The following is a 25,687-nucleotide window of genomic DNA, read 5'->3' as shown; positions in this document are numbered from 1 at the left end:
CCCTCGTGTTTTTTATTTCCTCGGCGCGAGAGATACGTTATGGGAAGCCATGACTATCAAACCGCTTATCATTTTGCCCGATCCCGTGCTGCGCCAGCAATCGAAGCCCATCGAACAGGTGGATGCTGAGGTGCTGCGCCTTGCCGACGACATGCTGGAAACCATGTATGATGCGCCGGGCATCGGCCTCGCCGCCATTCAGATCGGCGTGGCGCGCCGTATGCTGGTGATCGACGTTGCGCGTGAAGGCGAGGAAAAGACCCCGATCGTCTTTATCAATCCGGAAATCCTCAAGGTCTCGGACGATGTCTCGACCTATGAGGAAGGCTGCCTCTCCATCCCCGATTATTACGCCGAGGTGGAGCGTCCCGCGTCGCTCACGGTGCAATATGTCGGCCGCGACGGCAAGCAGCAGAGGGTCGAGGCGGACGGGCTTCTCGCCACCTGCCTGCAGCACGAGATCGATCATCTGAACGGCGTTCTCTTCATCGACCATATTTCGCGGCTCAAGCGCGACATGGTCATCAAGAAATTCACGAAAGCGGCCCGCGCAAAGATCTGATCCCTCCCCTTTGGGAGACGGAACGGAAGACAGGGCAGGGGGCGACGATGGCTCTTCGCATCATTTTTATGGGCACGCCGGATTTTTCCGTTCCCACTCTGCGTGCATTGGTGGAGGCGGGCCACGAGGTCGTGGCCGTTTATACCCAGCCGCCGCGTCCCGGCGGTCGCCGTGGTCTCGATCTGCAAAAGTCTCCGGTGCATCAGGCGGCCGAACTGCTGGGGCTTCCCGTGCTGACGCCCGTGAACTTCAAGTCTGAGGAAGATCGCCAGCGGTTCCGCGAATTTGATGCGGATGTGGCGGTTGTCGTCGCCTACGGGCTGTTGCTGCCGGAAGCGATCCTCTCCGGCACGCGCCTCGGCTGTTATAACGGCCATGCCTCGCTGCTGCCACGCTGGCGCGGTGCGGCCCCCATCCAGCGGGCGATCATGGCCGGTGATGCCGAGACCGGTATGATGGTCATGAAAATGGAAAAGGGGCTGGATACCGGCCCTGTCGCGCTAACCGCAAAGGTCGCGATCGACGAAAATATGACGGCTGGCGAATTGCACGACGGCCTGATGCTGGCAGGCGCGCGATTGATGCGGCAGGCGATGGACAAGCTGGAAGCCGGCGACCTGCCTCTCGTCACGCAGGCGGAAGAGGGCGTTGTTTACGCCGCGAAGATCGACAAGGGCGAGACCCGCATCGATTTTTCCCGTCCCGCGCAGGATGTGCACAACCATATTCGCGGCCTGTCGCCTTTCCCCGGCGCATGGCTGGAAATGGAAATCGGCGGCAAGGCGGAGCGGGTGAAGGTTCTCGCCTCCGAACTGGCAAGCGGCATGGGGGAAGCGGGTGCGGTGCTTGATGACGCCCTGACGATTGCCTGCGGCAGCGATGCCGTGCGGCTTACCCGTCTGCAGAAGGCCGGCGGCAAACCGATGTCTGCTGCCGATTTCGTGCGTGGCACGCCGGTTCCCGCCACAACGAGGCTCGGCTGATGCCACGCTTCCGCATGACCGTCGAATATGACGGCACACCTTACTTCGGCTGGCAGAGACAGGATAATGGCCCCTCGGTTCAGGGTGCGCTGGAGGCTGCGGTCCGGTCACTGACCGGGGAGAGCGTCTCCATTCGCGGTGCGGGCCGCACCGATTCCGGCGTGCATGCCGTGGGGCAGGTCATCCATGTCGATCTTTCCCGCGACTGGGAACCCTACAAGCTTCGCAATGCCCTGAACGCGCATCTGGCCATGGCAAAAGAGGCTATCTCTGTTCTGGATGCGGCGGCGGTGACGGAGGATTTCGACGCCCGCTTTTCCGCCATCCGCCGTCACTATCTCTACCGCATCATTTGCCGTAAGGCCCGGCTGGCGCTGGAACGCAAGCGGGCATGGTGGGTGTCGAAGGACATGGATCATGAGCTTATGCATGCTGCCGGGCAGATGCTTGTTGGTCGGCATGATTTCACCACCTTTCGCTCGGTCCATTGCCAGGCAAACAGCCCGATCCGGACGCTCGACCGGCTGGATGTGACGCGCAACGGCGACCTCATCGAAATCCGTGCGACGGCGCAGAGCTTTCTGCACAACCAGATACGCTCCTTCGCCGGTACGCTGAAACTCGCAGGCGAAGGGACAATGACGCCGGAGGATGTGCGAGCCGCGCTGGAAGCGCGGGACCGCAAGGCCTGCGGCCCCGTCGCACCGCCGGATGGCCTTTATTTCATGCAGGTCGATTATCCAGACGTAATCAAGCCTCGACGCCCGCGCATGGAGATGAGCAATGACGGTGACGATCTATCATAATCCCGCCTGTGGAACCTCGCGCAACACGCTTGCGATGATCAGGGCCTCCGGCGTCGAACCGGTGGTGATAGAATATCTGAAAACACCGCCTGCGCGAGACGAGATACGCGATCTTGCCGTGCGCATCGGGGTTCCGCTGAGGGCCCTGCTGCGCGAAAAGGGAACGCCCTATGCGGCGTTGGGGCTGCAGGATGAAACCGTAACGGATGATGCGTTGCTTGACGCCATAGAAGCCCACCCGGTCCTGCTCAACCGCCCGATCGTGGTAACGCCCAGGGGTGTGCGGCTTTGCCGGCCCTCGGAGGTGGTGCTGGAAATTCTGCCGAACCCGGATATCGGGGAATTCGTGAAAGAAGACGGCGAGATCGTCCGCTCCGGCCGCTGAAACTCTCGGCAAAGGTCAGGTGGGATAAACGCCGAGAAAGCGCTGCAACGCCTCCGACAGAAGCATGCCCGGCACCAGCAGCGTCATGACGATGGCGGAGACGAGCAGCGACTGGTCACGGATGAAGAACCGCACGATCCGCGAAAAGGCGAAGACCAGCGACAGGAGCAGCGCCAGCCACAGAATGGCGATCAGCCCCTGCAGGGGCGGCAGGAAGAATGCGATCAGGATCAGAACCGCATAGGCATAGGAAAACGGCAGCGACAGCCAGTTCATGGTGGTGACGAGCGGGGCGAATTTCTCCCGTGCGCCGAAGGCGTATAACAGCATGCCGATCAGCAGCAGCGGCACGATCCAGCAGATGGCCTCGACCATCGCCAGACGGAAAAAGAAGATCAGCCCGGTTCCGGTGCCCGGTGGACATCCGGCGAGGAAGGCCGCGCGCAGCCACAGCCAGGAAACCAGCATGGCGGGCAGGCACCACAGGGCGGAATAGAAGGATCGTGCCATGCCGCGCTCGGTCAGATCGAGATAGCGCGCGCCGGTATGGTCGCCGAGCAGCAGAAGCCACAGGCCTTTCAGATAGAGCCTTACTTCACTTGCCGTCGGCATGGGCGAACCATCGTTCGATAAAGGTTTCGTAGATGCGCGTCAGTGTCTCGAGATCGGCAACCGCCACACGCTCATCGACCATATGCATCGTTTGTCCGACGAGGCCGAATTCCACCACCGGGCAATAATCCTTGATGAAGCGGGCATCCGAGGTGCCGCCGGTGGTCGACAGTTTCGGCTCCTTGCCGGTAACGGCCTCAACCGCGCCAGAAAGCGAGGAGATGAGCGCATTGTTCCGCGTCAAAAAGACATGCGCCGGGCGGTCTGCCCAGACGATCTCGTATTTGACCGGGCTGCGTTCGGGACGAAGCTCGCCATCGGCCGCGGCTGCATCGAGACGGCGGATGATTTCCGCTCGCAGGCTTTCGGCTGTCCATGTGTCGTTGAAACGAATGTTGAAGGCCGCCGTCGCCCGCGCGGGGATGACATTGGTCGCGGCATTGCCGGTGTCGAAGGTTGTTACTTCCAGATTGGATGGCTGGAAATTATCCGTGCCGTGATCGAAGGGCGGATGCATCAGCGCCTGGGTCAGCTGCAGCAGCCCGCGAATGGGGTTGTCGGCAAGATGCGGATAGGCGGCGTGGCCCTGAACGCCATGGACCGTGATCCGGCCGGAAAGCGATCCGCGACGACCGATCTTGATCATGTCGCCCAGCCGGTCGGGATTGGTCGGCTCGCCCACCACGCAGGCGTCCCATGTCTCGCCTTTGGCGGCGGCCCATTCCAGCAGCTTGGAGGTGCCGTTGATCGAAGGACCTTCCTCGTCGCCGGTAATCAGGAAGGAAACGGAGCCCTGCGGTTTGCCGTGTTTTTCGATATGGCGGGCAATGGCCGCAACGAAACAGGCGATGCCGCCCTTCATGTCCACCGCACCGCGGCCGTACATTTCCCCGCCGGCAATCTCTGCCGAGAAGGGTGGATGGCTCCATGCGGCCTCGTCACCCACGGGGACGACATCCGTATGGCCCGCAAACATCAGATGCGGACCCTCGGAGCCGAGCCGGGCGTAGAGGTTTTCCACGTCAGGCGTTCCCGCCTCGCTTGCAATCATCCTTTCAACCGCAAAGCCGAGCGGCGAAAGCAGGGTGTCGAGCAGGGAAAGCGCGCCGCCTTCCGCAGGCGTCACCGACGGGCAACGGATGAGGGCGGCGAGATTGGCAACGGGATCGGTCGTGGTCATGGCCATGGTATCAGCTTTTATCAGTCGCGCAGAAGCTCGTTGATACCGGTCTTGGAACGGGTCTTTTCATCGACGCGCTTGACGATCACGGCGCAATAGAGGCTTGGGCCCGGCTCGCCGTTCGGGAAAGGCTTGCCCGGCATGGTGCCGGCAACGACGACGGAATAGGGCGGAACTTCGCCATAGGTGATTTCGCCGGTGGCGCGATCAACGATCTTGGTCGACTTGCCGATGAACACGCCCATGCCGAGAACCGCGCCTTCGCGCACGATGCAGCCTTCAACGACTTCCGAACGGGCGCCGATGAAGCAATTATCCTCGATGATGGTCGGGCCGGCCTGCAGCGGCTCCAGAACGCCGCCAATGCCGACGCCGCCAGAGAGGTGCACGTTCTTGCCGATCTGCGCGCAGGAGCCAACGGTTGCCCAGGTATCGACCATCGTGCCTTCATCGACGTAAGCACCGAGATTGACGAAAGACGGCATCAGCACCACGTTCTTGGCCACGTAAGCCGAGCGGCGCACGACGGCATTCGGCACGGCGCGGAAACCGGCGGCGCGGAACTGGTTCTCACCCCAGTTTTCGAACTTCGACGGCACCTTGTCCCACCAGGTGGATTCACCCGGTCCGCCGGTGACGATCTCCATGTCGTTCAGGCGGAAGGAGAGAAGAACGGCCTTTTTCAGCCACTGGTTTACCTTCCAGCTTCCGTCGGCCTGCTTTTCGGCCACGCGCGCCTTGCCGCTATCGAGAAGTTGAAGAGATGTGTTCACCGCATCGCGAACCTCGCCCTTCGTCGATACATTCACGCCGTCGCGGTTGTCAAAGGCGGTTTCGATGATGGTTTCGAGGGAAGTGAGATCCGTAAGGCTCATGGAAAATTCCTTAAAGTCGCGTGTGGTCATGGTCACGGAAGGTCCCGCGCCGCTGGAAGGCTTTGGCCATTTGATCTAAGGGAGTGTTGGAAAGGCGTCAATGTGATTTGGGTGATTTGGCGCGCCAGACGAAAGGCATGGAAATGACACGACTGAAAAACGGCAAATTGCGGCGCAAGGACGGGGTATGGGACCCTTTGAAGCGCAGCTCTGCGGACAAGCAGCAGGCCGAGGTCGTTCCCAAGACACCGCAGTCGGATTCCCCGTCCTACCGGCTTGCCTATGCGGATATGGATTTTCTTTGCCGTGAGGAACTGCGCCCCGTCAGGCTGCAGCTGGAACTTCTGAAAACGGAAATGGCGCTCACCGAGCGCGGCATCAAATCCACCGTCGTCATGTTCGGCGGTGCGCGTATTCCCGAACCCGGCGGCGAAGCCTGGGCGGCCCGCAACGAGACGCAGAAGCGCAATCTGGAGCAGTCCTCCGTCTATTATGACGAGGCACGCAAATTTGCCCGCCTTTGCACCGATTATGCCGCGAAGTCCGATCACCTCGAATATGTCGTGGTCACCGGTGGTGGTCCCGGTGTCATGGAGGCGGGCAATCGAGGTGCTGCCGATGTCGGAGGCCCGTCGATCGGCCTCAATATCGTTCTGCCGCATGAGCAGGCGCCGAATGCCTATGTCACGCCTGAGCTCAGCTTCAACTTCCACTACTTCGCCATTCGCAAGATGCATTTCCTGATGCGCGCGAAGGCCGTGGTGATCTTCCCCGGCGGCTTCGGTACGCTCGATGAGCTTTTCGAGACGCTGACGCTTATCCAGACCAAGCGCATGGCGCCCATTCCGCTCATTCTGTTCGGCGAGAAATTCTGGCGCTCGGTCGTCAATTTCGAATTCCTGGCAGATTTCGGCACGATCGCCCCGGAAGATATGGATCTGCTGCACTTTGCCGAAACGGCAGATGATGCATGGAAAATCATCTCGGCCTATTACGAACACTGATTTCTGCTTGGCGCGACGAAGTAATTTTAGGGCTTAATTAGCAAACATACTCTAATTTTGCCTCGTCGCGCTGCAGCGCACTGTCCATGCGGACGGGCCTCCATGACGGAGATTTATCATCCGTTGACGTCAGCCTCCCGGCAGACGATTTGATCGAGGCCAAAATGTTCAATCTCAAAGTGAAGTCGCTTGCGACCAAGCTTATCCTCGTTACCGGCTGTGCCATCACCACGGTCCTTGTCGCATCCAATTCCTTCCTCATTTCCCAGACCAGCGAGCGCGTCCACGCGCTGACCATGGATCAGGCCAATACCGAGGCGCGCGCCATCGCCAACGTCATCGCCGCCGATGTGGGTGAGCTTGGCAGCGCCGCGCGTTCCATGGCCGGTGTCATCGGCCGCGCGCATCAGGCCAAATCGATGGATCGCCCCGGCATCGTCAACATCCTCAAGGCCAATGTCGAGCAGAATGCTTTCGCTTTCGGAAGCTGGTTCTGCGAACAGCTGGGCCTTTTCGACGGCCAGACGACAGAGATTGCCAACAGGATGGATCTCGGCACCAATGCTACAGGCGCATTCGCTCCCTATTGGTCAAAGACGCAGAAGGGCGACATCCAGTTCTCGACGTTCGATAACGATTACGCCGCCGAATGGTACGCGCTTGCCGCCAAGACGGGCAAGGGCGCCATCACCCAGCCCTATCTCGCGCAGGGCACGGAAGTGCCCACCACCATGACTTCGCTTGCCTATCCCGTCATGTCGGACGGCAAGATGATCGGTGTGGCGGGGGTCGATATTTCGCTCGCCTCGCTGTCGCAGAAGCTGCAGGCGCTGCATCCTTTCGAGACCGGCCGCGTCACGCTTGTTTCACAGGGCGGCCAGTGGCTGGTGCCGCCGACGCCTGAGCAGAACATGAAGGCCTATGACGGAGATGGCGCAGACACCGTTCAGGCGGCGCTCGCTTCAGGCAAGCAGGGGCTGATCGAAAATCTCGGCCTCGATACCGACGCGCCCTATAACCGCCTCGTCTACCCGTTCGCGGTTCCCGGCCTCAACGCCACCTGGGTCGTGCTGGTGGATATTCCGCATCAGGCGCTGAACGCGCCGGTGGAAGAGCAGACCTATATGATGATCATCGGTGCGATCGTCATTCTCGCCGCCGTCATCACCGCGCTTTATTTCGCCGTGCGCCACTTCGTCGGCAACCCGCTCGCCTCGCTGGTTGCGGATGTCCGCACGCTGAGCGATGGCCGCTACGATGTGCCGGTATCCGGACAGGACCGGCGGGATGAAACCGGGGCGGTGGCGACCGCACTGGAAGGCTTCCGCGCAAAGCTTGCCGGCATTCGTGAAATGGAGGCGGACGCTGCCGCCCAGCGCGACAATGCGGAAGCGGCGCGTCAGCGGTCGGAATCCGAGCGCAGTGAAAACAGCCGCATGCAGCAGCACATCGTCAGCGTGCTCGGCTCAGGCCTCAATGCGCTTTCGCAGGGAAATCTGACCTACCGGATCGAGGACGAGTTCCCCGGCGAATATGCCAAGCTACGCGATGACTTCAACTCGGCGCTCGCCAGCCTCGAGGAAACGGTTTCCACGGTCAATGCGACGGTCGTCAGCATCGGCAACGGCACAGGTGAGATCACCCGCGCCGCCAGCGATCTTTCGCATCGCACCGAACAGCAGGCCGCAAGCCTGGAAGAAACCGCAGCTGCTCTCAACCAGCTGACCGCGCAGGTCAATTCCAGCGCGGAAAACGCCGCGCAGGCCGCCGGTGCCGTCAGCCATGCCTGCGATGATGCGGGCACCTCGGGCGAGGTGGTGCAGCAGGCGGTCAACTCCATGCAGGGCATTGCGCAATCCTCGGCGGAAATCTCCCGCATCATCGGTGTGATCGACGAGATCGCCTTCCAGACCAATCTTCTGGCGCTGAATGCCGGTGTTGAAGCGGCCCGCGCGGGTGATGCCGGCAAGGGCTTTGCAGTCGTTGCGCAGGAGGTTCGCGAACTGGCGCAACGGTCCGCAACCGCCGCCAAGGAAATCAAGGGACTGATCAACACCTCGGCCACGCAGGTGGGCGAGGGCGTCCAGCTGGTCGGCAAGGCCGGCGAGACGATGAAGAACATCGCCGACCAGGTTTTGCAGATCAACCAGCTGATACGGCAGATTTCCGCTTCCGCCAGCGAACAGGCGGTAGGTCTCAAGGAAATCAATTCCGCGGTTACCCAGATGGATCAGGTCACCCAGCAGAATGCGGCGATGGTGGAGGAGACCACGGCGGCCAGCGTGACGCTGAACGGCGAGGCCGAAACGCTGAAATCGCTCGTGGCCGGTTTTGCCGTGTCCGGTGGTCAACCCAGCCAGCAATTGCGCTCGGCGGCGGCTGCCATGCGTGCACCCTCTGCTCCGGCCGCAGCACCGACCCGCTCTACGGCATCGCGTCCCCGCCCAAGAACCAGCGGTGCAAACGCACTGGCGCAGGATGACTGGACGGAATTCTGACGGGTTTTCCTGCTTCAAATAAAAAGGGCCGCTGGCGATACCAGCGGCCCTTTTTTTCATGCTCGCGTTCCGGTCAGAGCCGGGAAAAACGTTCCGTCAGCAATTCGAAGAAACCGTCCGCATCCACGTTGCGCATCACGCGGGCATTGGCGGGGCGTTCGGTCACGCGCCACCAGTCAACCACCGTCATGCCCATGGTCAGTTCGGACGTGGCCTCGATTTCGACGTTGCACTCGCGACCCTGGAACAGCTCGGGCTTGATGAGATAGGCGATGACGCTCGGATCATGCAGCGGACCGCCGTCAGAGCCGTATTTCTCGATGTCGAAACGTTCGAAGAACTCCAGCATTTCCGCCATGGCGATGGCCGGGCGTGTGCCGATGTCGCGAATGCGGCTGACCCGCGCCTTGGTGGTCAGAAGCTTGTGGGTGACGTCGAGCGGCATCATCACGATCGGCATGCCGGAACGGAAGACGATATCGGCGGCTTGCGGATCGACATAGACGTTGAATTCCGCCGCCGGCGTGATGTTGCCGCCCTCGAAGAAGCCGCCGCCCATCATCACCAGTTCCTTGACGCGGTCGGCGATCTCCGGCGCTTTCAGGAGCGCGAGCGCCACATTGGTCAGCGCGCCGAGCGTGCAGAGCGTCACCGTGCCGGCGGGCTCGCGCATCAGCGTTTCAATGATGAAATCGACCGCATGCTGCTTTTGCGCCTCCATGGTCGGTTCATCGAGAACAGGGCCGTCGAGGCCGGTGCTACCGTGAACATGTTCGGCGGTGATGGGCTTGCGCACCAGCGGCTTCTCGGCGCCCTCATAGACGGGAATATCGGTGCGGCCGCACAATTCGCAGATGATGCGGATGTTGCGGCTGGTCAGTTTCAGCGGGACGTTGCCGGCGACGGCACACAATCCGAGAATGTCGATTTCGTCAGGGCTTGCGAAAGCAAGCATGATTGCCGCCGCGTCGTCCTGGCCAGGATCGGTGTCGATGATGATTTTTCTGGGTTCTGCCATGTCTTGCCCGCCGTTGAGATGAGCGCTTTTTTCGAGCGGCGGGTGCTCACTTGTCAAGCCTCATTCCTCGGCGCCGCCTTCGCGCCGGTGTTCCGCCTTGCGCATCGCCGCTTGGCTTCCCATATTGCTTGAGCCGGTGCGATTGACCGGCAGGGTTGCCGGAAGCGGGACCGCGAAACGTCGCTTGGTTGCAAGGACAGAAAAGATATGAGCCGCATGACGCCATTCACCCACCCGCTTTTGCTGGGTTTTGATGCCATGGAAAAAACGCTGGAGCGCATGGCGAAGGCCAATGACGGCTATCCCCCCTATAACATCGAACGGCTGCCCGGGGTCGAAGACGTGCCGGAGCGCCTGCGCATCACCATCGCTGTTGCCGGGTTTTCACAGGACGATCTGGATGTGACGACGGCCGACAACCAGCTTGTCATTCGCGGTCGCCAGCAGGAACAGGAAAAGCGGGATTTCCTCTATAGGGGCATTGCGGCGCGCCAGTTCCAGCGGGTCTTCGTGCTTGCCGATGGCATGCAGGTCAGGGAAGCGCGCATGCGCAACGGCCTTCTTTCCATCGATCTGGTGCGGCCTGAAATTTCAAACGTGGTGAAGAAAATTAATATTTCCGTCTCAGAGTAGAACGTGAACGCCGGAATCGGACATGAATCGCTCGGCGTGAAGAAGGAGGCTGAAATATGCTTTTAAAAGAAGCGCATGCGCGTCTCACCCGGTCCCAGCTCGCCCATATCGGCGAGGGAGAAGTGGGATATATCCGCAAGATCCGTGCGGAAGACGTAAGCCGCTGTTTCCCGGAAGCGCCTGATCTCGATCCGCAACTGGATCTGTGGGCACTGTTTGGTGCGGATGGTACGCCGATCCTCCTGACCGACAACCGTTCAAGTACGTTTTTCAAGGCTGCCGAAGACGATCTCAAGACCGTCAGCCTGCATTGAATAAAAAAGCCCGCTTTTGAGCGGGCTTTTTCCTTGATGCATCAAAGGAACGGGCGGTCCGGCATGTCGTCGATCGAGATGACGCCGTCCTTGTTCTTGTCCAGCCGCTCGAACATTTTTTCGCCGGCTGCGGTGAACTCGGCCTTGCTGACCTGACCGTTCTCGTCGGTATCGGCCCAGCGCATCATCCCCAGGCCCGCGCCCTTGCCGCCATGCTTGCCCCAGCCCTGATGACCGGAACGGCCGCCATGTTCGCGTTCGGCGCGCTTGCCTTCGGGGCCTCTACCGTCTTCGGCTTTGGCATCCTGACGCTCGGGACGCGGATTGGCGGCGCGGAAGGCCTCCATCTTGGCCTGGCGATATTCACGCATTTCCTTCGGCGTGATCGAACCGTCCTTGTCCTTGTCGATCTCGGCGAAAAGCGCATCCTGCCGTGCCGCGAATTCTTCCTTTGAAATCTTGCCGTCCTCGTTGGTATCGGCAACCTTCAGAAGGTGAACGAAAGCGGCTTCCTGGCGGATCGGCATGCGATCCTTATGGCCTTTGCCGGGTGCGGCGAAGCTCGCCGTCGCGGCCGTGCTGAGCACAAGGGCTGCGCCAAGAGCAGAGAGGGCGATTTTTCGTGTGGTCATCGTCATTACCTTTCTTTGGTGTCCCTGAAGAAAAGATAGTGACCTCCACCCAGCCTCACCACTTAAACATCCGTAAGGTGGATGAAGCTTCGGTAATGTTCGCTGCCCTGTTTTTCAAAAATGCCGGTCAGCCGGCGATGGTTCTCGCCAGGAAGCCGGTCAGATCGTCGGTGATGTAGTCGATATGCGCATCCGTATCGACGGGAATTTCCCAGCGTTCCATGATGACACCCTCAAGGTTCGAAGGCACGAGCAGCACAGTCTTCATGCCGAGCGCCTTGGGAGCCGCGAGATTGCGCGGCAGATCCTCGAACATGGCGGCTTTTTTCGTATCGAGTTTCGCAAGTGCCGCGAACTTCTCATAGGTCGCGCTGGCCGGCTTCGGCAGATAGTCTGCGGCGACGATATCGAAAATATCCTCGAAATGATCGAGAATGCCGAGAGCGCCGGCAGCCGCCTGCGCATGTTTCACGCTGCCATTGGTCAGGATGAACTTGCGGCCTGGCAGTGCCTTGATCGCCGCGCCAAGTTCCGGATGGGGTTTCAGCGCCGAATAATCGATGGCGTGGGCACGTTCCAGAAACTCGTCGGGGCTGATGCCGTAATTGATCATCAGGCCCTGAAGCGTGGTGCCGTGGTCGTGATAATAGCGTTTCTGCAGCTTCCGAGCCTCGTCGGGATCGAGTTTCAGAAGCTCCGCCACATACGCCGTCATGTTGCGGTCGATCTGGGAAAACAGATTGACGTGGTGCGGATAGAGCGTGTTGTCGAGATCGAAGACCCATTCGCTCACATGGGCGAAATCGGCGGCATCGGGCAGGTTTTTCGGCTTTGTGTCCATGGGCTGCTTTATGCCCCTTTCGAGCGGCGAAGAAAATCGAAAAGACGACGATTGCTGAGAAAATCGGGCTTGGCTGTGGCCTGCGGCGCATGATACCGCGAGGATCATGGAACTTTGGATAGGCATCACTTTCGCAAGCGCGTTCCTGCAGAACCTGCGCTCGACCCTGCAAAAACACCTCAAGGGCATGATGGGCACGACGGGCGCAACCTTCGTGCGCTTCGTGTTCGGAATGCCCTTTGCTCTCGCCTATCTCGCCTTTCTGCATTTCGGGCTCGGCCGGCCGCTGCCGGTGCCGAACATGTCTTTTGCCGTATGGGCGACGGTCGGGGCCATGGCGCAGATTGCCGCCACCTTCCTCCTGGTCCACCTGTTTTCCTTCCGCAACTTCGCGGTCGGCACGGCCTATTCCCGCACCGAACCCGCGCAGGCGGCGCTGTTTGCGCTCATTTTCATCGGTGAAAGCGTCAATGGCGGCACATTGGCGGCCATTGCGGTTTCAGTTGCCGGCGTCATGCTAATTTCGGTGGCGCGCACGGAAGTGACGCCTGCCTCCATTCTCACTTCCATCTTCAGCCGGACAGCCGGTATCGGCCTCGCCTCTGGTGCTTTCTTCGGCCTGTCGTCGGTTGCCTATCGGTCGGCGTCGCTGGCGCTTGCGCCGAGCCTTCCCACCCCGGATGCGGTGATGCAGGCGGGCTTCACGCTCGTCGTCGTCATCGTGATGCAGACCGTCTCTATGTTCTTGTGGATCGTCTGGCGGGAGAGGGAGGAATTGCAGCGTATCGCAAAGGCGTGGAAACCGTCGCTTGCGGTCGGTTTCGTGGGGGCCACGGCGTCATTCGGCTGGTTCACGGCGATGACCCTGCAGCAGGCCGCCGTGGTGAAGGCACTGGCGCAGGTGGAAATGCTCTTCGCCTTCGCCTCGACCGTGCTGTTCTTCAAGGAAAAGATCAACCGGCTCGAGCTTTCCGGGTGCCTGCTGATCGTCGTGGGTGTGCTGTCGCTGCTGGCATTCGGCTGAATGCCTGTTGTGGCGGACGGGCCTGCCGTCCGCCACGGAACAAATCAGGGCACGATCAGCGTGCCGGCGCCTTCCGTGAAGATTTCCAGAAGCACCGAATGCGGCGTCTTGCCGTTGAGGATCACCACGCCCTGCACGCCGGCCTTGATGGCCTCGATGCAGGTCTCGACCTTCGGGATCATGCCGCCGGAAATCGTGCCGTCCTTGATAAGGGCGCGCGCCTGCGAGACCGTCAGTTCCTTGATGAGTTCCTTGTTGCGGTCAAGAACGCCCGGCACGTCGGTCAGGAACAGCAGGCGCGTGGCGTTCAGCGCGCCAGCGATGGCGCCGGCAAAGGTGTCGGCGTTGATGTTGTAGGTGGCGCCATCGCGGCCGGGAGCGACGGGAGCGATGACCGGGATCATCTCGGACTTGGCGAGCAGGTCGAGCAACGTGCGGTCGACTTCCACCACCTCACCGACGAAACCGAGATCGAGAACGCGCTCGATATTGCTGTCGGGATCGATGACGGTCTTTTTCGCCTTTTCGGCGAAGACCATGTTGCCGTCCTTGCCGCAAAGGCCGATCGCCCATTCGCCCGTCTGGTTGATGAGCGCGACGATTTCCTTGTTGATCGAGCCGGCCAGAACCATTTCGACGATCTCGACCGTCTTGGCGTCGGTGACGCGAAGGCCGCCTTCGAATTTCGATTCGATGCCCATCTTGGTCAGCATCGCGCCGATCTGCGGGCCGCCGCCATGCACGACGATGGGGTTGATGCCGGACTGCTTCAACAGGGCGATATCTTCCGCGAAAGCCTTGCCGAGTGTCGAATCCCCCATGGCGTGACCACCATATTTTACCACGATGGTCTTGTTCTCGTATTTCTGCATGAAGGGCAGAGCCTGTGCGAGCAGCCGCGCCTGAGTTTCGCTTTCGGAAGCAGTCATGGAAAAACCTCGGTCTGTGGTTGCGGCCCTGAAGAGCCTTTCATCGCTCTACAGCATCGGCGCAGAAATCGGAATCGATTTTTGCGGTGCAGGATGCATGGATTCGACATGTCGGCGCGTTTGCAAGGACAGGCGGAATATCTGCTTTTGACGAATGAAATAACCTCCGGGCCTTATTGTGTCGGGCCACGGTAAAATTCTGTTTTTGGGCGCTCCAAGGCGCGTAATAAGATTGACATAAAGCACCAATCGGACCAGCCTTGTTCGCAGCAGGGGAGGGGTTATTCAGCAGGGCGACGGGACAGTCGCGCGTCGTGAAACGATGCTGGCCTGAACGACCGAGGAGTTTGAAGACCTATGACGGCACCGGATCGAGACAAGCAAAGCGGTTTGCGGGACGAAGTGCTCGCCGGCGAATATGTGCTGGGTGCCTTGCCGCCGGAGAATATGGCGGAGCTTGCCAAACGCGTGAAGCGGGACCGTCAGTTCGCCGCCATGGTTCGGCGCTGGCGGGACAATCTGGCCGAAACCGAATATCGGGAAAAGGCAACCGTCGCGGCCTTGCTCGAAAGGGATCCGGCCCGATCCGGTCTGCCTTTCAGGAGCCAGCCGCTGTGCAATGGCAGCATGTTTGCCGCCATGCTTTCAGAGATCTGGCATTCGGTGCGCTTCTGGCGGCTTCTGGCGTTGACGGCGATGCTCTGGACCGCCGTTCTGCTTTTCACCATCGCCTGAGAGGCGCAGCTTTCAGAGAGAGATCGTTCTGACGATCTCGGCCCGCAGGCTATCCAGCCCGAAGGATTTTTCCGAGGATGTGGCGAGAACTTCCGGATAGGCGGCGGGGCGCTTGCGGATCTTCTCCAGCGTTTCGCCGATCAGCCGCGGAACACCGGCATCCTTGATCTTGTCCGTCTTCGTCAGCACGATCTGGTAGGACACGGCCGCCTTGTCGAGCAGGCTGAGAACCTCCTCGTCATTCTTCTTCAGGCCGTGGCGGGAATCGATCAGCACGTAGACGCGCTTCAGCGTCGCGCGGCCGCGCAGGTAATCGAAGACGAGCTTGGTCCAGGTATCCACCTGGTCCTTGGGCGCCTGCGCATAACCGTAACCCGGCATGTCGACCAGTGCCATGGGCGGCAGGTCGCCGGCTTCGCCGGAATAACCTTCCGGAACGAAATAGTTCAGTTCCTGGGTGCGTCCGGGCGTGTTGGATGTGCGGGCAAGCCCCTTGTGGCCCACCAGCGCATTGATGAGCGAGGACTTGCCGACATTCGAGCGACCGGCAAAAGCAATTTCCGGCGGGCCTTCGGGCGGCAGGAATTTCATCGCGGGGACACCGCGAATGAAAATCCAGGGTCGCCCGAAAAGGGGCTTTTCGGTTGCCGGACCGGTGTCACTCATTTCGATTGCACCGGCTTTCGCTTGAACAGCCCTTTGAGATTGTCGAACAGTTCGATCTTGGCGCCATGGCGCTTCATGATGACGGCCTGCTGGCTGATGGAAAGCGTGTTGTTCCACGCCCAGTAGATGACCAGACCAGCCGGGAAGGAAGCCAGCATGAAGGTGAAGATCAGCGGCATCCAGGTGAAGATCATCGCCTGTGTCGGATCGGGCGGTGTCGGGTTCATGCGCATCTGCAGGAACATGGTGATGCCCATGATCAACGGCCATACGCCGATCATCAGGAAATGCGGCACGTCGTAGGGCAGAAGGCCGAACAGGTTGAACAGCGAGGTCGGATCGGGCGCGGAAAGGTCGTGAATCCAGCCGAAGAACGGTGCATGCCGCATTTCGATGGTGACGTAGATGACCTTGTAGAGCGCAAAGAAGACAGGGATCTGCAGCAGCATCGGCCAGCAGCCGGCCACCGGATTGATCTTCTCTTCCTTGTAGAGCTGCATCATCGCCTGCTGCATGGCCATGCGGTCATCGCCATGCTTGGCCTTGAGCTCTTCCATCTTCGGCTGCACGCGCTTCATGTTCGCCATGGAAGCATACTGCTTGCTGGCGAGCGGGAAGAAGAGCGCCTTGACGACGATGGTGGTGAGCAGGATCGCCACGCCGAAATTGCCGAAATAACGGAAGAAGAAATCCATCATTTTGAACATCGGCTTGGTGATGAAGTAGAACCAGCCCCAGTCGATCAGAAGGTCGAACTTTGGAATGGAATATTCAGCTTCATAGCGGTCCACCAGCGGCACTTCCTTGGCGCCGGCGAAGACGAGGCTCTTCAGCTCGATGGACTGGCCGGGTTCGACCGTCATCGTGTCGCTCTTGAAATCGGCCTGGTAGCTCGGCTGATTACCGGTGATATGCGAGTAGCGGGTTTCGAACGGTGTCGTCTGCGGCGGAACGATGGCCGCGGCCCAATACTTGTCGGTGATGCCGAGCCAGCCGCCGGTCGCCTTGGCAACCGTTACCGGCGCCTCTTCGACGTCCTTGTATTTTTCTTCCGTCAGGCTGCCGTCCTTGCCGGAGACGCCGAGGAAACCTTCATGGATGACGAAGACGGGAGGGATCGCCGGCTTGTTGTTGCGCGTCACGCGGCCGTAGGTGGCGAAGGAAATCGGTGCCTGGCCGGGGTTCTCGACCTTATCGGCGATCGAGATCATGTAATGCTCGTCGATCGATACGGTACGGGAGAAAACGACGCCCTTGTCGTTGGTATAGGTAAGCGTGACGGGCGTGTTTTCCGTCAGCTTGTCGCCGCTCGAAAGCGTCCATACGGTCGTCGGGCCGGGAACGCCGCCGACATCCGCCGCAGCGACGTAACCGAGCTCGGTGAAATAACCGTCCTTGGTGTCGGAGGGCGAAAACAGCGTGATGATCGGGCTCGAGTCATCGACGGTCTCATGGTAGTCCTTGAGCCGGATGTCATCGAAACGGGCGCCGGTCAGATTGATCGAGCCGGCGATGGCGCTGGTGTCGATGGTGACGCGCTGGGTTCTTGCAATCGATTCTTCACGCGTCGCCGTTGCAGCGGCCTGCGCGGAGGAGGCGGGCGGTGCGCCTTCGATGGTCGCGCCGGGTGCGGCACCCGGTGCTGCCTGCTGTTGCTGCGTCGTCTGCTGCTGCGCCTGGCGGGCCTCTTCGGCGCGGCGCTGCTGCTCGATGCGCGGATTCATGTACAGGAATTGCCAGGCTAGGACGATGACAACCGAAAGGGCTATCGCGATGAAGTAATTACGGTTCTTTTCCATCATTCTTTCCTGGAGCGGGTCTCCTGGGACCGTTTCGGTTTCGCCGTTCCTTCAATGCGCTCGGCAAGGAGAGACTGAAGTTTCGGGAAGGCCGTATCGAGCACGTCCCTGCGGGCGACAATCACATAGTCATGACCGGGCTTCATTGCGACCCCGGCAGAAAGCCTGACGGCTTCCTTGAGACGGCGGCGCATGCGATTTCGCTCGACCGCGTTGCCTTGTCTTTTTGTTACGGTAAAACCGACCCGAGGTTCGGTTTCCGGGGTTTTCCGGTCAAGCACTTCCAGAAGAAAGCTGCCCCCCCGCCGTTTTTCCCCTGCCTGAACGGCAAGAAACTCCGACCGGTTTTTAAGCCGGCCGGGTTGTTTTTTAGTCTCGCTCATGTGCCCACGACTTTCATCGGGCCACAGGCTCGGCAATTAAGCCGACAGACGTGCGCGGCCGCGCGCACGGCGGGCTGCGAGAACCTTGCGGCCGCCGGCGGTAGCCATGCGGGCACGGAAACCATGACGACGCTTGCGAACAAGCTTGGACGGTTGGTAGGTACGCTTCGACATTTATTTAATACCGCGGTGTGCGGCCCTTCTTGAATTTGCAACTATTTGCAAGAGCGTTTCGTTTTTTGCACGGCTAACCCCGCCTGGGCGAGCTTTCAATGGCCGAGCGTGCGCGGCTTATAAGGGCATAGGACGAGCAAAGTCAATTGCCGAAGGGGTTTTCGCGGTTCACCTTTTGCGGAAAACGCACGGCCCTCTGTTGCGCTGGCGGGTGGCGGGGCCTGATTCCCGCGCGCAATCGATAAAATCCGAAATTCTTTCTTAACGCAGCATTGATAAATGTTGTGATGCGAAAAGTTATGCCAGCTTCCCATTTTTCGTCGTGCGGCTGGCTTTTGTTGGGGGAACGAAATTGAGAATTCGCGGTCGTATCAATCTTCTTGTCGGGCTGATGAGCCTCGTGGCGTGCACCATCGGCGGGCTGTCCATCTATGCGGTCAGCGAGTTCCGGGTGCGTACGGTCGCATATGAAAAGGCCGCGGAGCGCGCCTACAAGGGCGAGGCGCTCAACCGTCTTGTCACGGCGGTCGTGATGGAGGCGCGCGGCGTATATGCCGCCCCCGATATAACAAAGGCCGCACCCTTCGCGGATGGCATCGTCAAGAACCTCGACGCCATGGAAAAGCTGATCGGCACATGGACCCCTCTCGTTCCGGCGGAACAGAAGGCGGCCTTTGATAACCTCTCCAGCCGCTTCAAGGAATTCAAGGCATTCCGCCTGGAAACCGCGCGGCTTGCCCGTGAGGCCAGCCCACAGGCGGCCAACCTGCAGGGCAACAATGAGGCGAACCGCGCCAACCGCAAGGCCTATCAGGCCGAAATCGATGCGGTGGTGAAGAACGACATTGCCGAGCTTGAGGAGGTCAAGGCCGGCATAGACGGTTTTGTGACGACTACCTTCTGGCTGGTCATCATCGTCACCGGCAGCGGCATATTGGCCGGCGCTGCGTTCGGTCTCTATATTGGCGCGCGTCAGCTGAGCGCACCCATCCGCAGGGTTTCACAGGTCATGAATGCTGTGGCGGACGGAAATCTGGACGCGGATGTGCCCTATCTCGGCCAGAACGACGAAATCGGCGAAATGGCCGCTGCCGTCGAGGTCTTCAAGAAGAACGGTCGCGAAGTACGCCGCATGAATGCGCAGGAAACCGCCATGCGTGCCAAGAGCGATGATCTGCAGGCAGGCATGGCCATCGTTGTTGATGCCGCGGCAGGGGGTGATTTCAGCCGCCGCATCAACAAGGATTACGGCGACGAAAACCTCAACCGCTTTGCTGCAACGATCAACGCCCTGCTCATCGGAGTGGACAATGGTGTCTCCGAGACCAGCCGTGTCATCGAGGGGCTGGCGCGGGGCGACCTGACGGAAAAGATGGATGGCGAGTTCCGTGGTGTGTTCGCCGAACTCCAGTCCAACGTCAACCAGACGCTGGCCAAGCTGCGCGAAACGATGCGCGAGGTGCGCAGCAGCACGGAAGGTATCAGCGGGAATGCCAACGAGCTGCGTTCGGCGGCCGACGACCTCTCGAAGCGGACGGAACAGCAGGCCGCGGCGCTGGAGGAGACCTCCGCTGCTCTGGACGAGATCACCGCCGTGGTCCGCAATTCCACCGATCGCGCGCAGGAAGCCAGTGCCATGGTTGCCGAAACCAAGCAGAAGACGGAAGAATCCGCCAATGTCGTGCGCGATGCCGTCTCTGCCATGGATCGCATCGAGCACGCGTCGCGCGAAATCAGCCAGATCATCAACGTCATTGACGAGATCGCCTTCCAGACGAACCTTCTGGCACTGAATGCGGGTGTGGAAGCCGCCCGCGCCGGCGAGGCGGGCAAGGGCTTTGCCGTCGTCGCGCAGGAGGTTCGTGAGCTGGCACAGCGTTCCGCAACGGCTGCGAAGGATATCAAGGCGCTGATCACGAAATCCGGCGAAGAGGTGGGACGTGGCGTGTCGCTGGTGCAGAAGACAGGTAGCGCACTGAGCGAGATCGAGACGCGCGTCCTGTCGATCAATGACCACATCCATTCGATAGCCACGGCGGCGCGGGAGCAGTCCACGGGATTGCACGAGGTCAATACCGCGATCAACCAGATGGACCAGGTGACCCAGCGCAATGCGGCCATGGTGGAAGAGACCTCGGCGGCGACGCACAAGCTGAGCAGCGAGGCGGAGCATCTCGTCACCCTGGTGTCGCGCTTCAAGGTCGGTATCGAGGACGCCCAGATCCGCACCCGCATGGAGCAGCCCATGCGGCCCGTTGCCGTGTCCGGCAGGACGGCGGCGGTGGCTTCCCCGGCCCGCACGTTGATGAACAGCGTCAGCCGCGCTCTCAATGCGCAACCGGCCGCCGTGCCGGCGCAGGGAGACTGGCAGGAGTTCTAATGGAGCCGGCAGGCGGTTTTGCCTGAAATCCGCCATGCTTGAAACGCCGCCTTCGGGCGGCGTTTGTTTAGGGCGCTGAGAACGTTTGTTTCGCAGTGCATTGGAAAAATGTCAGTTAGGTCCTATTATCATACGTGCATATAAATCGAGCCGTTCAACCGAAGCGGCAGCGCGCATAGGATCAGGGCCCGGTGTTTTCTAAAGGCGTAGACAGCTTGGACCGCACGGAGGACAATCCGGCGCACTGCATGCCGGGATTGACCGCAGGTCTCTCGGGACGCCTGCTGCTGCTCACGGTCATTTTCGTGATGATCGCCGAAGTGCTGATCTTTGTTCCTTCCGTCGCCAATATGCGCCTTTCCTGGCTGCGGGATCGCCTGAACACGGCCGCCGCCGCCGGCGCGGTGATTGACGGCCTGCAGGCCGAATTGCCGCGAAGCGTGCAGAACGATACGCTGATGGCAACCGGCGCGAAGCTTATTGCCCTGCGCAAGGATGGCACCTCGCGCCTGCTTGCCGTGGCGGAAACGCCGCCCGGGGTGGACGAGCAATATGACCTTTCCGATGTGTCGCAGCTGGCTGCGGTGCGGGATGCCTTTTCCACATTGCTGTTCGGCGGCAACCGCGTCATCCGCGTCTTCGACGTCGTCGGCGATAGCGACACCATCATCGAGCTGGTGCTCGGCGAATACAAGCTGCGGGCGGCCATGCTCGCTTATGCCCGCAATGTGTTCCTGATCTCCATCGTCCTGTCGCTCATCACCGCCGGCCTCATCTTCGTCTCCATCAACCGCATCATGATCCGGCCGATACGCCGGCTGACGCTTGGCATGCAGCAATTCTCGGAAGATCCCGGCAATCCCGAGCGGATTTTCGTACCCGAGGAGGGAACCGACGAGCTGGCCGTTGCGGGCCGTCACCTCGCCGACATGCAGACTGAATTGCAGAAAACGCTCAGGCAGCAGAAGAACCTTGTGGATCTCGGGCTGGCGGTTTCGAAGATCAACCACGACATGCGCAACATCCTGTCTTCCGCGCAGCTCATGTCGGACCGTCTGGTGGATGCCAAGGACCCTATGGTTCGAAGCTTCGCGCCGAAACTGCTGCGCACGATCGACCGCGCCGTGGCCTATACCGGCGAGGTTCTGGCCTATGGCCAGGCGACGGAGGGCGCGCCAAAACGCAAGATGGTTCACCTCAGCCTCCTGGTCAGGGATGTGCGGGACATTCTGGCGTTGGACCCGGAAAACGGCATCGAGTTTCAGGACAGCGTGCCCGTTGATCTCACGGTCGACGCGGATGCCGAGCAGCTGTTCCGGGTGATCCACAATCTCTGTCGCAATGCCGTTCAGGCCCTGCAATCGGACGCGACAAATGCCGTGCCACGGCATCTGTCGATTGCCGCCCAGAGGGCGGGCAGTGTCGTCAGCATCGTCATCGACGACAATGGACCGGGAATGCCACGCAAGGCAAAGGAAAACCTGTTTTCCGCTTTCCGGGGGTCGGCCCGTTCCGGCGGCACCGGCCTTGGCCTCGTCATTGCGCGCGAACTGGTGCTTGCCCATGGCGGCACCATCGCGCTTGTCGAAAAGCCCGGTCCGGGTACGCAGTTCCGCATCGAGATCGCCGACCGCGCCGCCACCGTGCAAGCAGCCCGAACCGCCTGAAAACTCCCTTCGCCAGCGGGCCGCAGCCGTTGTCGCGTCTATCGGAAAAATGGCGATATGCACTCCACCGAAAATGATGCCTGTGAAATTTCGTTTATAATCAATGAGATAAATGAATTGCTGCGGAAAAATGACAATTTCGAAGCGAAATCGCTTGCAATCGGAATGAGGACGTTTTAGAGGATCGCCACGCCACCGGAAACGACCGGAACGGCACGCACCCGTAGCTCAGCTGGATAGAGCACCAGACTACGAATCTGGGGGTCAGGAGTTCGAATCTCTTCGGGTGCGCCATTTCCTTCCCATTGTCGAGTGATACAATATTTGACCCTTTTGGCCACTATGTTGCCCTTGGGTCAGGGTTGCTGACGTTTCCCAACGATTCCAACCGTATGGAACCTGCCTTCAGGTGCGATTTTCGGTAATGTTTAGGGCGAAACGGCAGCCTTCGTATCAACCATCGCCGCTTGTCATGCTAGTTGAAGCTGTCGCATGTTTCGGGAGTTGCGCGTCAGTTTTAGCAGATCCCTCCGCAGTGGCCCGGTCGCGGAAACCCCTAAAACGTATTACATTACATATGTTTACCGCAGGTGGGAGGTTCCGGTCATCTGCACCACCGCCTCCTGAAACCATCAAATGGGCAGGGAGCGCAGGTTTTATGCTATCAGCGATAGGTGAAATCCTGCATGTTTGGAGACGATGCGGCAGACCGGAGGATCAGAAATGCACCTTTACAGTGCCAGTTTCGATGACGAGGGGCCTTGAGCTATCCGCACAACCATGTTTGCGCAGTCATTGATGATGGAAGTTGCGATGCTTCTTTCTGCCCGGCTCCAAGGTAATTTAGTTCATGCGCGTAGTTATTGCAGCCATCTCTCTATTCACGATCATTCTGGCCGGAGGCGCGCAGGCGCAGCCTTGGCAAAGCGCCGATCCCGCTTCGACCGGCTGGTCCAGTGATAGGCTGAAGGCAGCGCAAGACTATGCCGCAAGCCTGAAGCCCACGGCCGTCATGGTGGTGCAGGACGGCAAGGTGATCGCCAGTTGGGGGAATGTGTCCCGCAAGGTGAATGTCGCCTCCGTTCGCAAGAGCCTGTTGAGCGCGCTTTACGGCATCGCCGTTTCGGAAGGCCGGTTCAGTCTCGCCAGCACCCTTGCCGATCTCGGCATTGACGATAAGCCGCCGGCCCTCACGGTGGCCGAGAGGCAGGCGACCGCGCGCGATCTGCTCATGGCAAGATCCGGCATCTATCATCCTGCCGCCTATGAAACCGGCGACATGCGGCGCAACAGGCCGGAGCGCGGCAGTCACGCCCCCGGCACCTTCTGGTGGTATAATAATTGGGATTTCAATGCGCTCGGCACGATCTACCGGCAACAGACCGGCGATGATATTTTCCAGAGTTTCGCGCAGCGCATCGCCGCGCCGATCGGCATGGAAGATTTCTCGGCGCGTGACGGCAGGTATATCGCCGAACGTCAGTCGGAGCATTCCGCCTATCCGTTCAGCCTCAGCGCCAGAGACGCGGCCCGCTTCGGCCAGCTCTTTCTTGATGGCGGTCAGTGGAACGGTAGGCAGATCATCCCGGCCTCGTGGGTGAGGGAGTCCACGACCGCCTATTCCGTCACAGATCGCGGGAGCATGGGATACGGCTATCTTTGGTGGACGCTGAACCGCCAGGTCTTCGGCCCCGGCGCTGCCCTTGCATCCGGTTATGGCGGGCAGGCTATTGCCGTCGTTCCGTCAAAGCGTTTGGTCGTGGTGCAGATTGTTGACCCGGCACAGAATGCGAAGGGTGTGCGAACCAGCCATTTCGTCAACCTGTTGCAGCAGCTCGCTGCCGCCGCGCCTTGATGGACCATGCAGGGGATGGCAAAGGCGAAAGATCAGCTTAGCGGATGGAGCTTCGGTGCTTCGGCCTTCCTGCACGTCCTCGCATATGCGGTTATCTTTCTGCTGGCCGATCGGCCGCAATTGAAGCCCCCGCAGGAGCAAAGTGTCAATGTGGAAATCGTGACCCTTCCGCCTCCGGTGGAAGAAAGGCACGAGCCGCCACAGCAGGTTTCCCCGTCTGAAACGCGCGAGGCATCGCAGGAAAACGAGCCGGGAGATCGTGCAGACACGTCGACAATTCCGCAGGTGGCGCTGCCTCGCGATGAAATGCCAGCGATGGTGAAGCCGTCGCACATGCTGTCAGAGAAGGTTCTTGACGACCCCCGGAGCCGGAATGCGAGAAAGGAACTGGCGGCACTCGCGCCCGCCGATCAGATTGAGCAGCTTTGCGGCCTCGAAGCCATGGCGCAGGTCGGAGAATGGAGCAAGAAGCTTCTGCCTGATCGTGTGGTCGCCTATGCGATGGCGGACCCGAAGATGGTCGGGAATGCCTTTTCGGCTGATGGCGCTGCGCTACACAGCAAACGGGATTGGTTCAAGCTTCAATTCAAATGCGAACTGACCCCGGATCACAAAAAGGTCGCAGCGTTTGAGTTCCTGATTGGAGATCCGATCCCCCGGAAAGATTGGGCTGACCACAGCCTTTCCGACGAGGGCGGATCGCTCGATTGAATGGCTTCGCCGGCACGGGCAAAATATCGTGTTATTCGGCACCCATGAAATCAAGTCCTGAGCCCATTGTGGTTTGATGTTATCGTTGCCTTCAGGCATTCCGCCCGCCTTGCGCCGGGGCGAATTTTGAACCTTCCTGAAACGTGCTAAAATCATCCGGTTGTCAGATGGCCGGGGATAAAAGCCATGTTGGAAGCGGACAGGGTCTTTGCAGGTTCGATTCCGGAAAATTACGACCGCTATATGGTGCCGCTGATCTTCGCACCATTTGCCGCTGATCTGGCGCGGCGGGCGGCGGCCCTGATGCCTGTCGATATTCTGGAAATAGCCGCTGGCACCGGGGTCGTGACACGCAACCTCGCTCCAAGATTGTCACCCGCCGCAAATTATGTCGTGACGGACCTCAACCAGCCGATGCTCGACTTTGCGGCGTCGCGACAGGCGCCGGACAATCGCATAAAGTGGCAACAGGCGGATGCGCAGACGCTGCCGTTTGAAAGTGCGATTTTCGATCTGGTTTTTTGCCAGTTCGGCGCGATGTTCTTTAACGACCGCCAGTCGGCCTATCGCGAGGCAAAACGGGTGTTGAAGCCAGGCGGACATTATTTGTTCAATGTATGGGACCGCATTGAGGAAAACCACTTCGCGGATGATGTGACGAACGCTCTTGCCCGTCTGTTTCCGGATGACCCGCCACGTTTCATGGCCCGCACGCCGCATGGTTACCATGATACGGGATTGATCCGCCGCGAGCTGGAGAAAGCCGGGTTTTCCCGCGTGTCGATCGAGACGGTGCCGGCGCAAAGCCACGCGCCGTCACCGCGCATTCCAGCCGTCGCCTATTGTCAGGGAACCGTCCTTCGAACCGAAATAGAAGCAAGGGCTCCGGGAACGCTGGATGCTGTAACGGATTACGCCGCCTCTGCGATTGAAGCGCGCCATGGCAGCGGTGAGATCGCCGCCAAAATCCAGGCGCATGTGATTCTTGCTGCCGTGTGAAAAGACCCGCGCAACCGGGGAG

The 25,687-nt window shown here is 60.2% G+C and carries 26 protein-coding genes and 1 tRNA gene; 16 read left to right on the top strand and 11 right to left on the bottom strand.

The genetic code is table 11. The annotated features are described in order from the left end of the window. The first annotated feature begins 49 nt into the window (after positions 1-49). The 4 genes from def to arsC are packed head-to-tail and all read left to right on the top strand — an operon-like array spanning position 50 to position 2,736. The gene (gene def / locus JZX88_RS02510) at positions 50-562 is read left to right on the top strand and encodes a peptide deformylase (protein WP_065114729.1); all 513 of its coding nucleotides are present in this window, start codon (positions 50-52) and stop codon (positions 560-562) included. 47 nt (positions 563-609) lie between these two features. Further along, on the top strand, positions 610-1,545 hold the full coding sequence (fmt, locus tag JZX88_RS02505) for a methionyl-tRNA formyltransferase (RefSeq protein ID WP_110755635.1): 936 nt from the start codon (positions 610-612) through the stop codon (positions 1,543-1,545). After that, positions 1,545-2,351 carry a tRNA pseudouridine(38-40) synthase TruA gene (gene truA, locus JZX88_RS02500; RefSeq protein ID WP_206912428.1) on the top strand — a complete coding sequence of 269 codons (807 nt, stop codon included), beginning with the start codon at positions 1,545-1,547 and terminating at the stop codon, positions 2,349-2,351. Before fmt ends, truA begins: the two co-directional genes overlap by 1 nt. Then, a complete protein-coding gene (gene arsC, locus JZX88_RS02495; RefSeq protein WP_065114732.1) occupies positions 2,329-2,736 on the top strand; it encodes an arsenate reductase (glutaredoxin) in 408 nt (135 codons plus the stop codon). The genes truA and arsC overlap by 23 nt, the downstream gene beginning before the upstream one ends. A 15-nt stretch (positions 2,737-2,751) precedes the next feature. On the opposite strand, the gene JZX88_RS02490 is transcribed toward arsC, so the two are convergent. From JZX88_RS02490 to dapD, 3 genes are read right to left on the bottom strand one after another with little or no spacing between them, the layout of a single operon-like run. Further along, complete coding sequence (locus JZX88_RS02490; RefSeq protein ID WP_110755631.1) at positions 2,752-3,348, bottom strand: hypothetical protein; 597 nt, start codon at positions 3,346-3,348, stop codon at positions 2,752-2,754. Continuing rightward, on the bottom strand, positions 3,332-4,528 hold the full coding sequence (gene dapE / locus JZX88_RS02485) for a succinyl-diaminopimelate desuccinylase (RefSeq protein WP_206912612.1): 1,197 nt from the start codon (positions 4,526-4,528) through the stop codon (positions 3,332-3,334). The genes JZX88_RS02490 and dapE overlap by 17 nt, the downstream gene beginning before the upstream one ends. 20 nt (positions 4,529-4,548) lie before the next feature. After that, entirely contained in the window at positions 4,549-5,403 is an 855-nt protein-coding gene (dapD, locus tag JZX88_RS02480; RefSeq protein ID WP_065114735.1) for a 2,3,4,5-tetrahydropyridine-2,6-dicarboxylate N-succinyltransferase, read from the bottom strand. Positions 5,404-5,540: 137 nt separating this feature from the next. On the opposite strand from dapD, the gene JZX88_RS02475 reads away from it, so the two are divergent. After that, entirely contained in the window at positions 5,541-6,407 is an 867-nt protein-coding gene (locus JZX88_RS02475) for an LOG family protein (RefSeq protein WP_371741056.1), read from the top strand. Between the two features lie 164 nt (positions 6,408-6,571). Further along, a complete protein-coding gene (locus tag JZX88_RS02470) occupies positions 6,572-8,905 on the top strand; it encodes a methyl-accepting chemotaxis protein (RefSeq protein WP_206912426.1) in 2,334 nt (777 codons plus the stop codon). Between the two features lie 73 nt (positions 8,906-8,978). On the opposite strand, the gene JZX88_RS02465 is transcribed toward JZX88_RS02470, so the two are convergent. Beyond that, positions 8,979-9,923, bottom strand: coding sequence for a nucleoside hydrolase (locus tag JZX88_RS02465; RefSeq protein WP_206912424.1), 945 nt, complete (start codon positions 9,921-9,923; stop codon positions 8,979-8,981). Positions 9,924-10,130: 207 nt separating this feature from the next. Between JZX88_RS02465 and JZX88_RS02460 the strand changes: the two genes are divergently transcribed. Together JZX88_RS02460 and JZX88_RS02455 are read left to right on the top strand one after the other, a co-directional pair. Next, positions 10,131-10,556, top strand: a complete 426-nt coding sequence (locus JZX88_RS02460) for an Hsp20 family protein (RefSeq protein WP_065114737.1) — start codon at positions 10,131-10,133, stop codon at positions 10,554-10,556. Positions 10,557-10,612: 56 nt separating this feature from the next. Further along, positions 10,613-10,870, top strand: a complete 258-nt coding sequence (locus tag JZX88_RS02455; protein ID WP_003493591.1) for a DUF1150 family protein — start codon at positions 10,613-10,615, stop codon at positions 10,868-10,870. A gap of 41 nt (positions 10,871-10,911) precedes the next feature. Here the strand turns inward: JZX88_RS02455 and JZX88_RS02450 are convergent, their stop codons facing one another. Continuing rightward, positions 10,912-11,508, bottom strand: a complete 597-nt coding sequence (locus tag JZX88_RS02450) for an EF-hand domain-containing protein (RefSeq protein WP_206912422.1) — start codon at positions 11,506-11,508, stop codon at positions 10,912-10,914. A 121-nt stretch (positions 11,509-11,629) separates the two neighbouring features. Continuing rightward, positions 11,630-12,343, bottom strand: a complete 714-nt coding sequence (locus JZX88_RS02445) for a pyrimidine 5'-nucleotidase (RefSeq protein WP_065114739.1) — start codon at positions 12,341-12,343, stop codon at positions 11,630-11,632. Between the two features lie 106 nt (positions 12,344-12,449). Between JZX88_RS02445 and JZX88_RS02440 the strand changes: the two genes are divergently transcribed. Next, a complete protein-coding gene (locus JZX88_RS02440) occupies positions 12,450-13,367 on the top strand; it encodes a DMT family transporter (protein ID WP_174028799.1) in 918 nt (305 codons plus the stop codon). A gap of 44 nt (positions 13,368-13,411) precedes the next feature. Here JZX88_RS02440 and argB read toward each other — a convergent pair whose 3' ends face one another. Beyond that, positions 13,412-14,296: an acetylglutamate kinase gene (gene argB, locus JZX88_RS02435; RefSeq protein ID WP_065114741.1), complete on the bottom strand. Its 885-nt coding sequence runs from the start codon at positions 14,294-14,296 to the stop codon at positions 13,412-13,414. Positions 14,297-14,653: 357 nt separating this feature from the next. On the opposite strand from argB, the gene JZX88_RS02430 reads away from it, so the two are divergent. After that, the gene (locus JZX88_RS02430) at positions 14,654-15,031 is read left to right on the top strand and encodes a hypothetical protein (protein ID WP_206912420.1); all 378 of its coding nucleotides are present in this window, start codon (positions 14,654-14,656) and stop codon (positions 15,029-15,031) included. 12 nt (positions 15,032-15,043) lie between these two features. On the opposite strand, the gene yihA is transcribed toward JZX88_RS02430, so the two are convergent. Genes yihA through rpmH form a run of 4 tightly spaced genes read right to left on the bottom strand, consistent with a single transcriptional unit; the run spans position 15,044 to position 18,053 of the window. Beyond that, positions 15,044-15,697, bottom strand: a complete 654-nt coding sequence (gene yihA, locus JZX88_RS02425; protein WP_065114743.1) for a ribosome biogenesis GTP-binding protein YihA/YsxC — start codon at positions 15,695-15,697, stop codon at positions 15,044-15,046. Then, positions 15,694-17,496, bottom strand: a complete 1,803-nt coding sequence (gene yidC, locus JZX88_RS02420) for a membrane protein insertase YidC (protein WP_206912419.1) — start codon at positions 17,494-17,496, stop codon at positions 15,694-15,696. Before yidC ends, yihA begins: the two co-directional genes overlap by 4 nt. After that, on the bottom strand, positions 17,496-17,879 hold the full coding sequence (rnpA, locus tag JZX88_RS02415; protein WP_065114745.1) for a ribonuclease P protein component: 384 nt from the start codon (positions 17,877-17,879) through the stop codon (positions 17,496-17,498). Before rnpA ends, yidC begins: the two co-directional genes overlap by 1 nt. Positions 17,880-17,915: 36 nt before the next feature. After that, complete coding sequence (gene rpmH, locus JZX88_RS02410; RefSeq protein WP_003493611.1) at positions 17,916-18,053, bottom strand: 50S ribosomal protein L34; 138 nt, start codon at positions 18,051-18,053, stop codon at positions 17,916-17,918. A 352-nt stretch (positions 18,054-18,405) separates the two neighbouring features. Here rpmH and JZX88_RS02405 point away from each other — a divergent pair, with 352 nt between their 5' ends. The 6 genes from JZX88_RS02405 (at position 18,406) to JZX88_RS02380 (ending at position 25,665) form a co-directional block, all read left to right on the top strand. Continuing rightward, the gene (locus JZX88_RS02405; protein WP_206912418.1) at positions 18,406-20,433 is read left to right on the top strand and encodes a methyl-accepting chemotaxis protein; all 2,028 of its coding nucleotides are present in this window, start codon (positions 18,406-18,408) and stop codon (positions 20,431-20,433) included. Between the two features lie 248 nt (positions 20,434-20,681). Beyond that, the gene (locus JZX88_RS02400; protein ID WP_174028801.1) at positions 20,682-22,100 is read left to right on the top strand and encodes a HAMP domain-containing sensor histidine kinase; all 1,419 of its coding nucleotides are present in this window, start codon (positions 20,682-20,684) and stop codon (positions 22,098-22,100) included. 217 nt (positions 22,101-22,317) lie between these two features. After that, positions 22,318-22,394: transfer RNA gene (locus JZX88_RS02395), tRNA-Arg, on the top strand. Positions 22,395-22,950: 556 nt separating this feature from the next. Further along, positions 22,951-23,955: a serine hydrolase gene (locus JZX88_RS02390; RefSeq protein WP_206912417.1), complete on the top strand. Its 1,005-nt coding sequence runs from the start codon at positions 22,951-22,953 to the stop codon at positions 23,953-23,955. 15 nt (positions 23,956-23,970) lie between these two features. Further along, a complete protein-coding gene (locus JZX88_RS26055) occupies positions 23,971-24,666 on the top strand; it encodes a DUF930 domain-containing protein (RefSeq protein WP_246753423.1) in 696 nt (231 codons plus the stop codon). Between the two features lie 186 nt (positions 24,667-24,852). Next, positions 24,853-25,665 (top strand): class I SAM-dependent methyltransferase, encoded by an 813-nt coding sequence (locus JZX88_RS02380; RefSeq protein ID WP_206912416.1) that lies wholly within the window; start codon positions 24,853-24,855, stop codon positions 25,663-25,665. Positions 25,666-25,687: the final 22 nt, after the last annotated feature.

Source organism: Agrobacterium sp. OT33 (assembly GCF_017313365.1).
Lineage (GTDB): Bacteria > Pseudomonadota > Alphaproteobacteria > Rhizobiales > Rhizobiaceae > Agrobacterium > Agrobacterium rhizogenes_A.
This window is presented reverse-complemented; position numbering and strand designations above follow the sequence as displayed.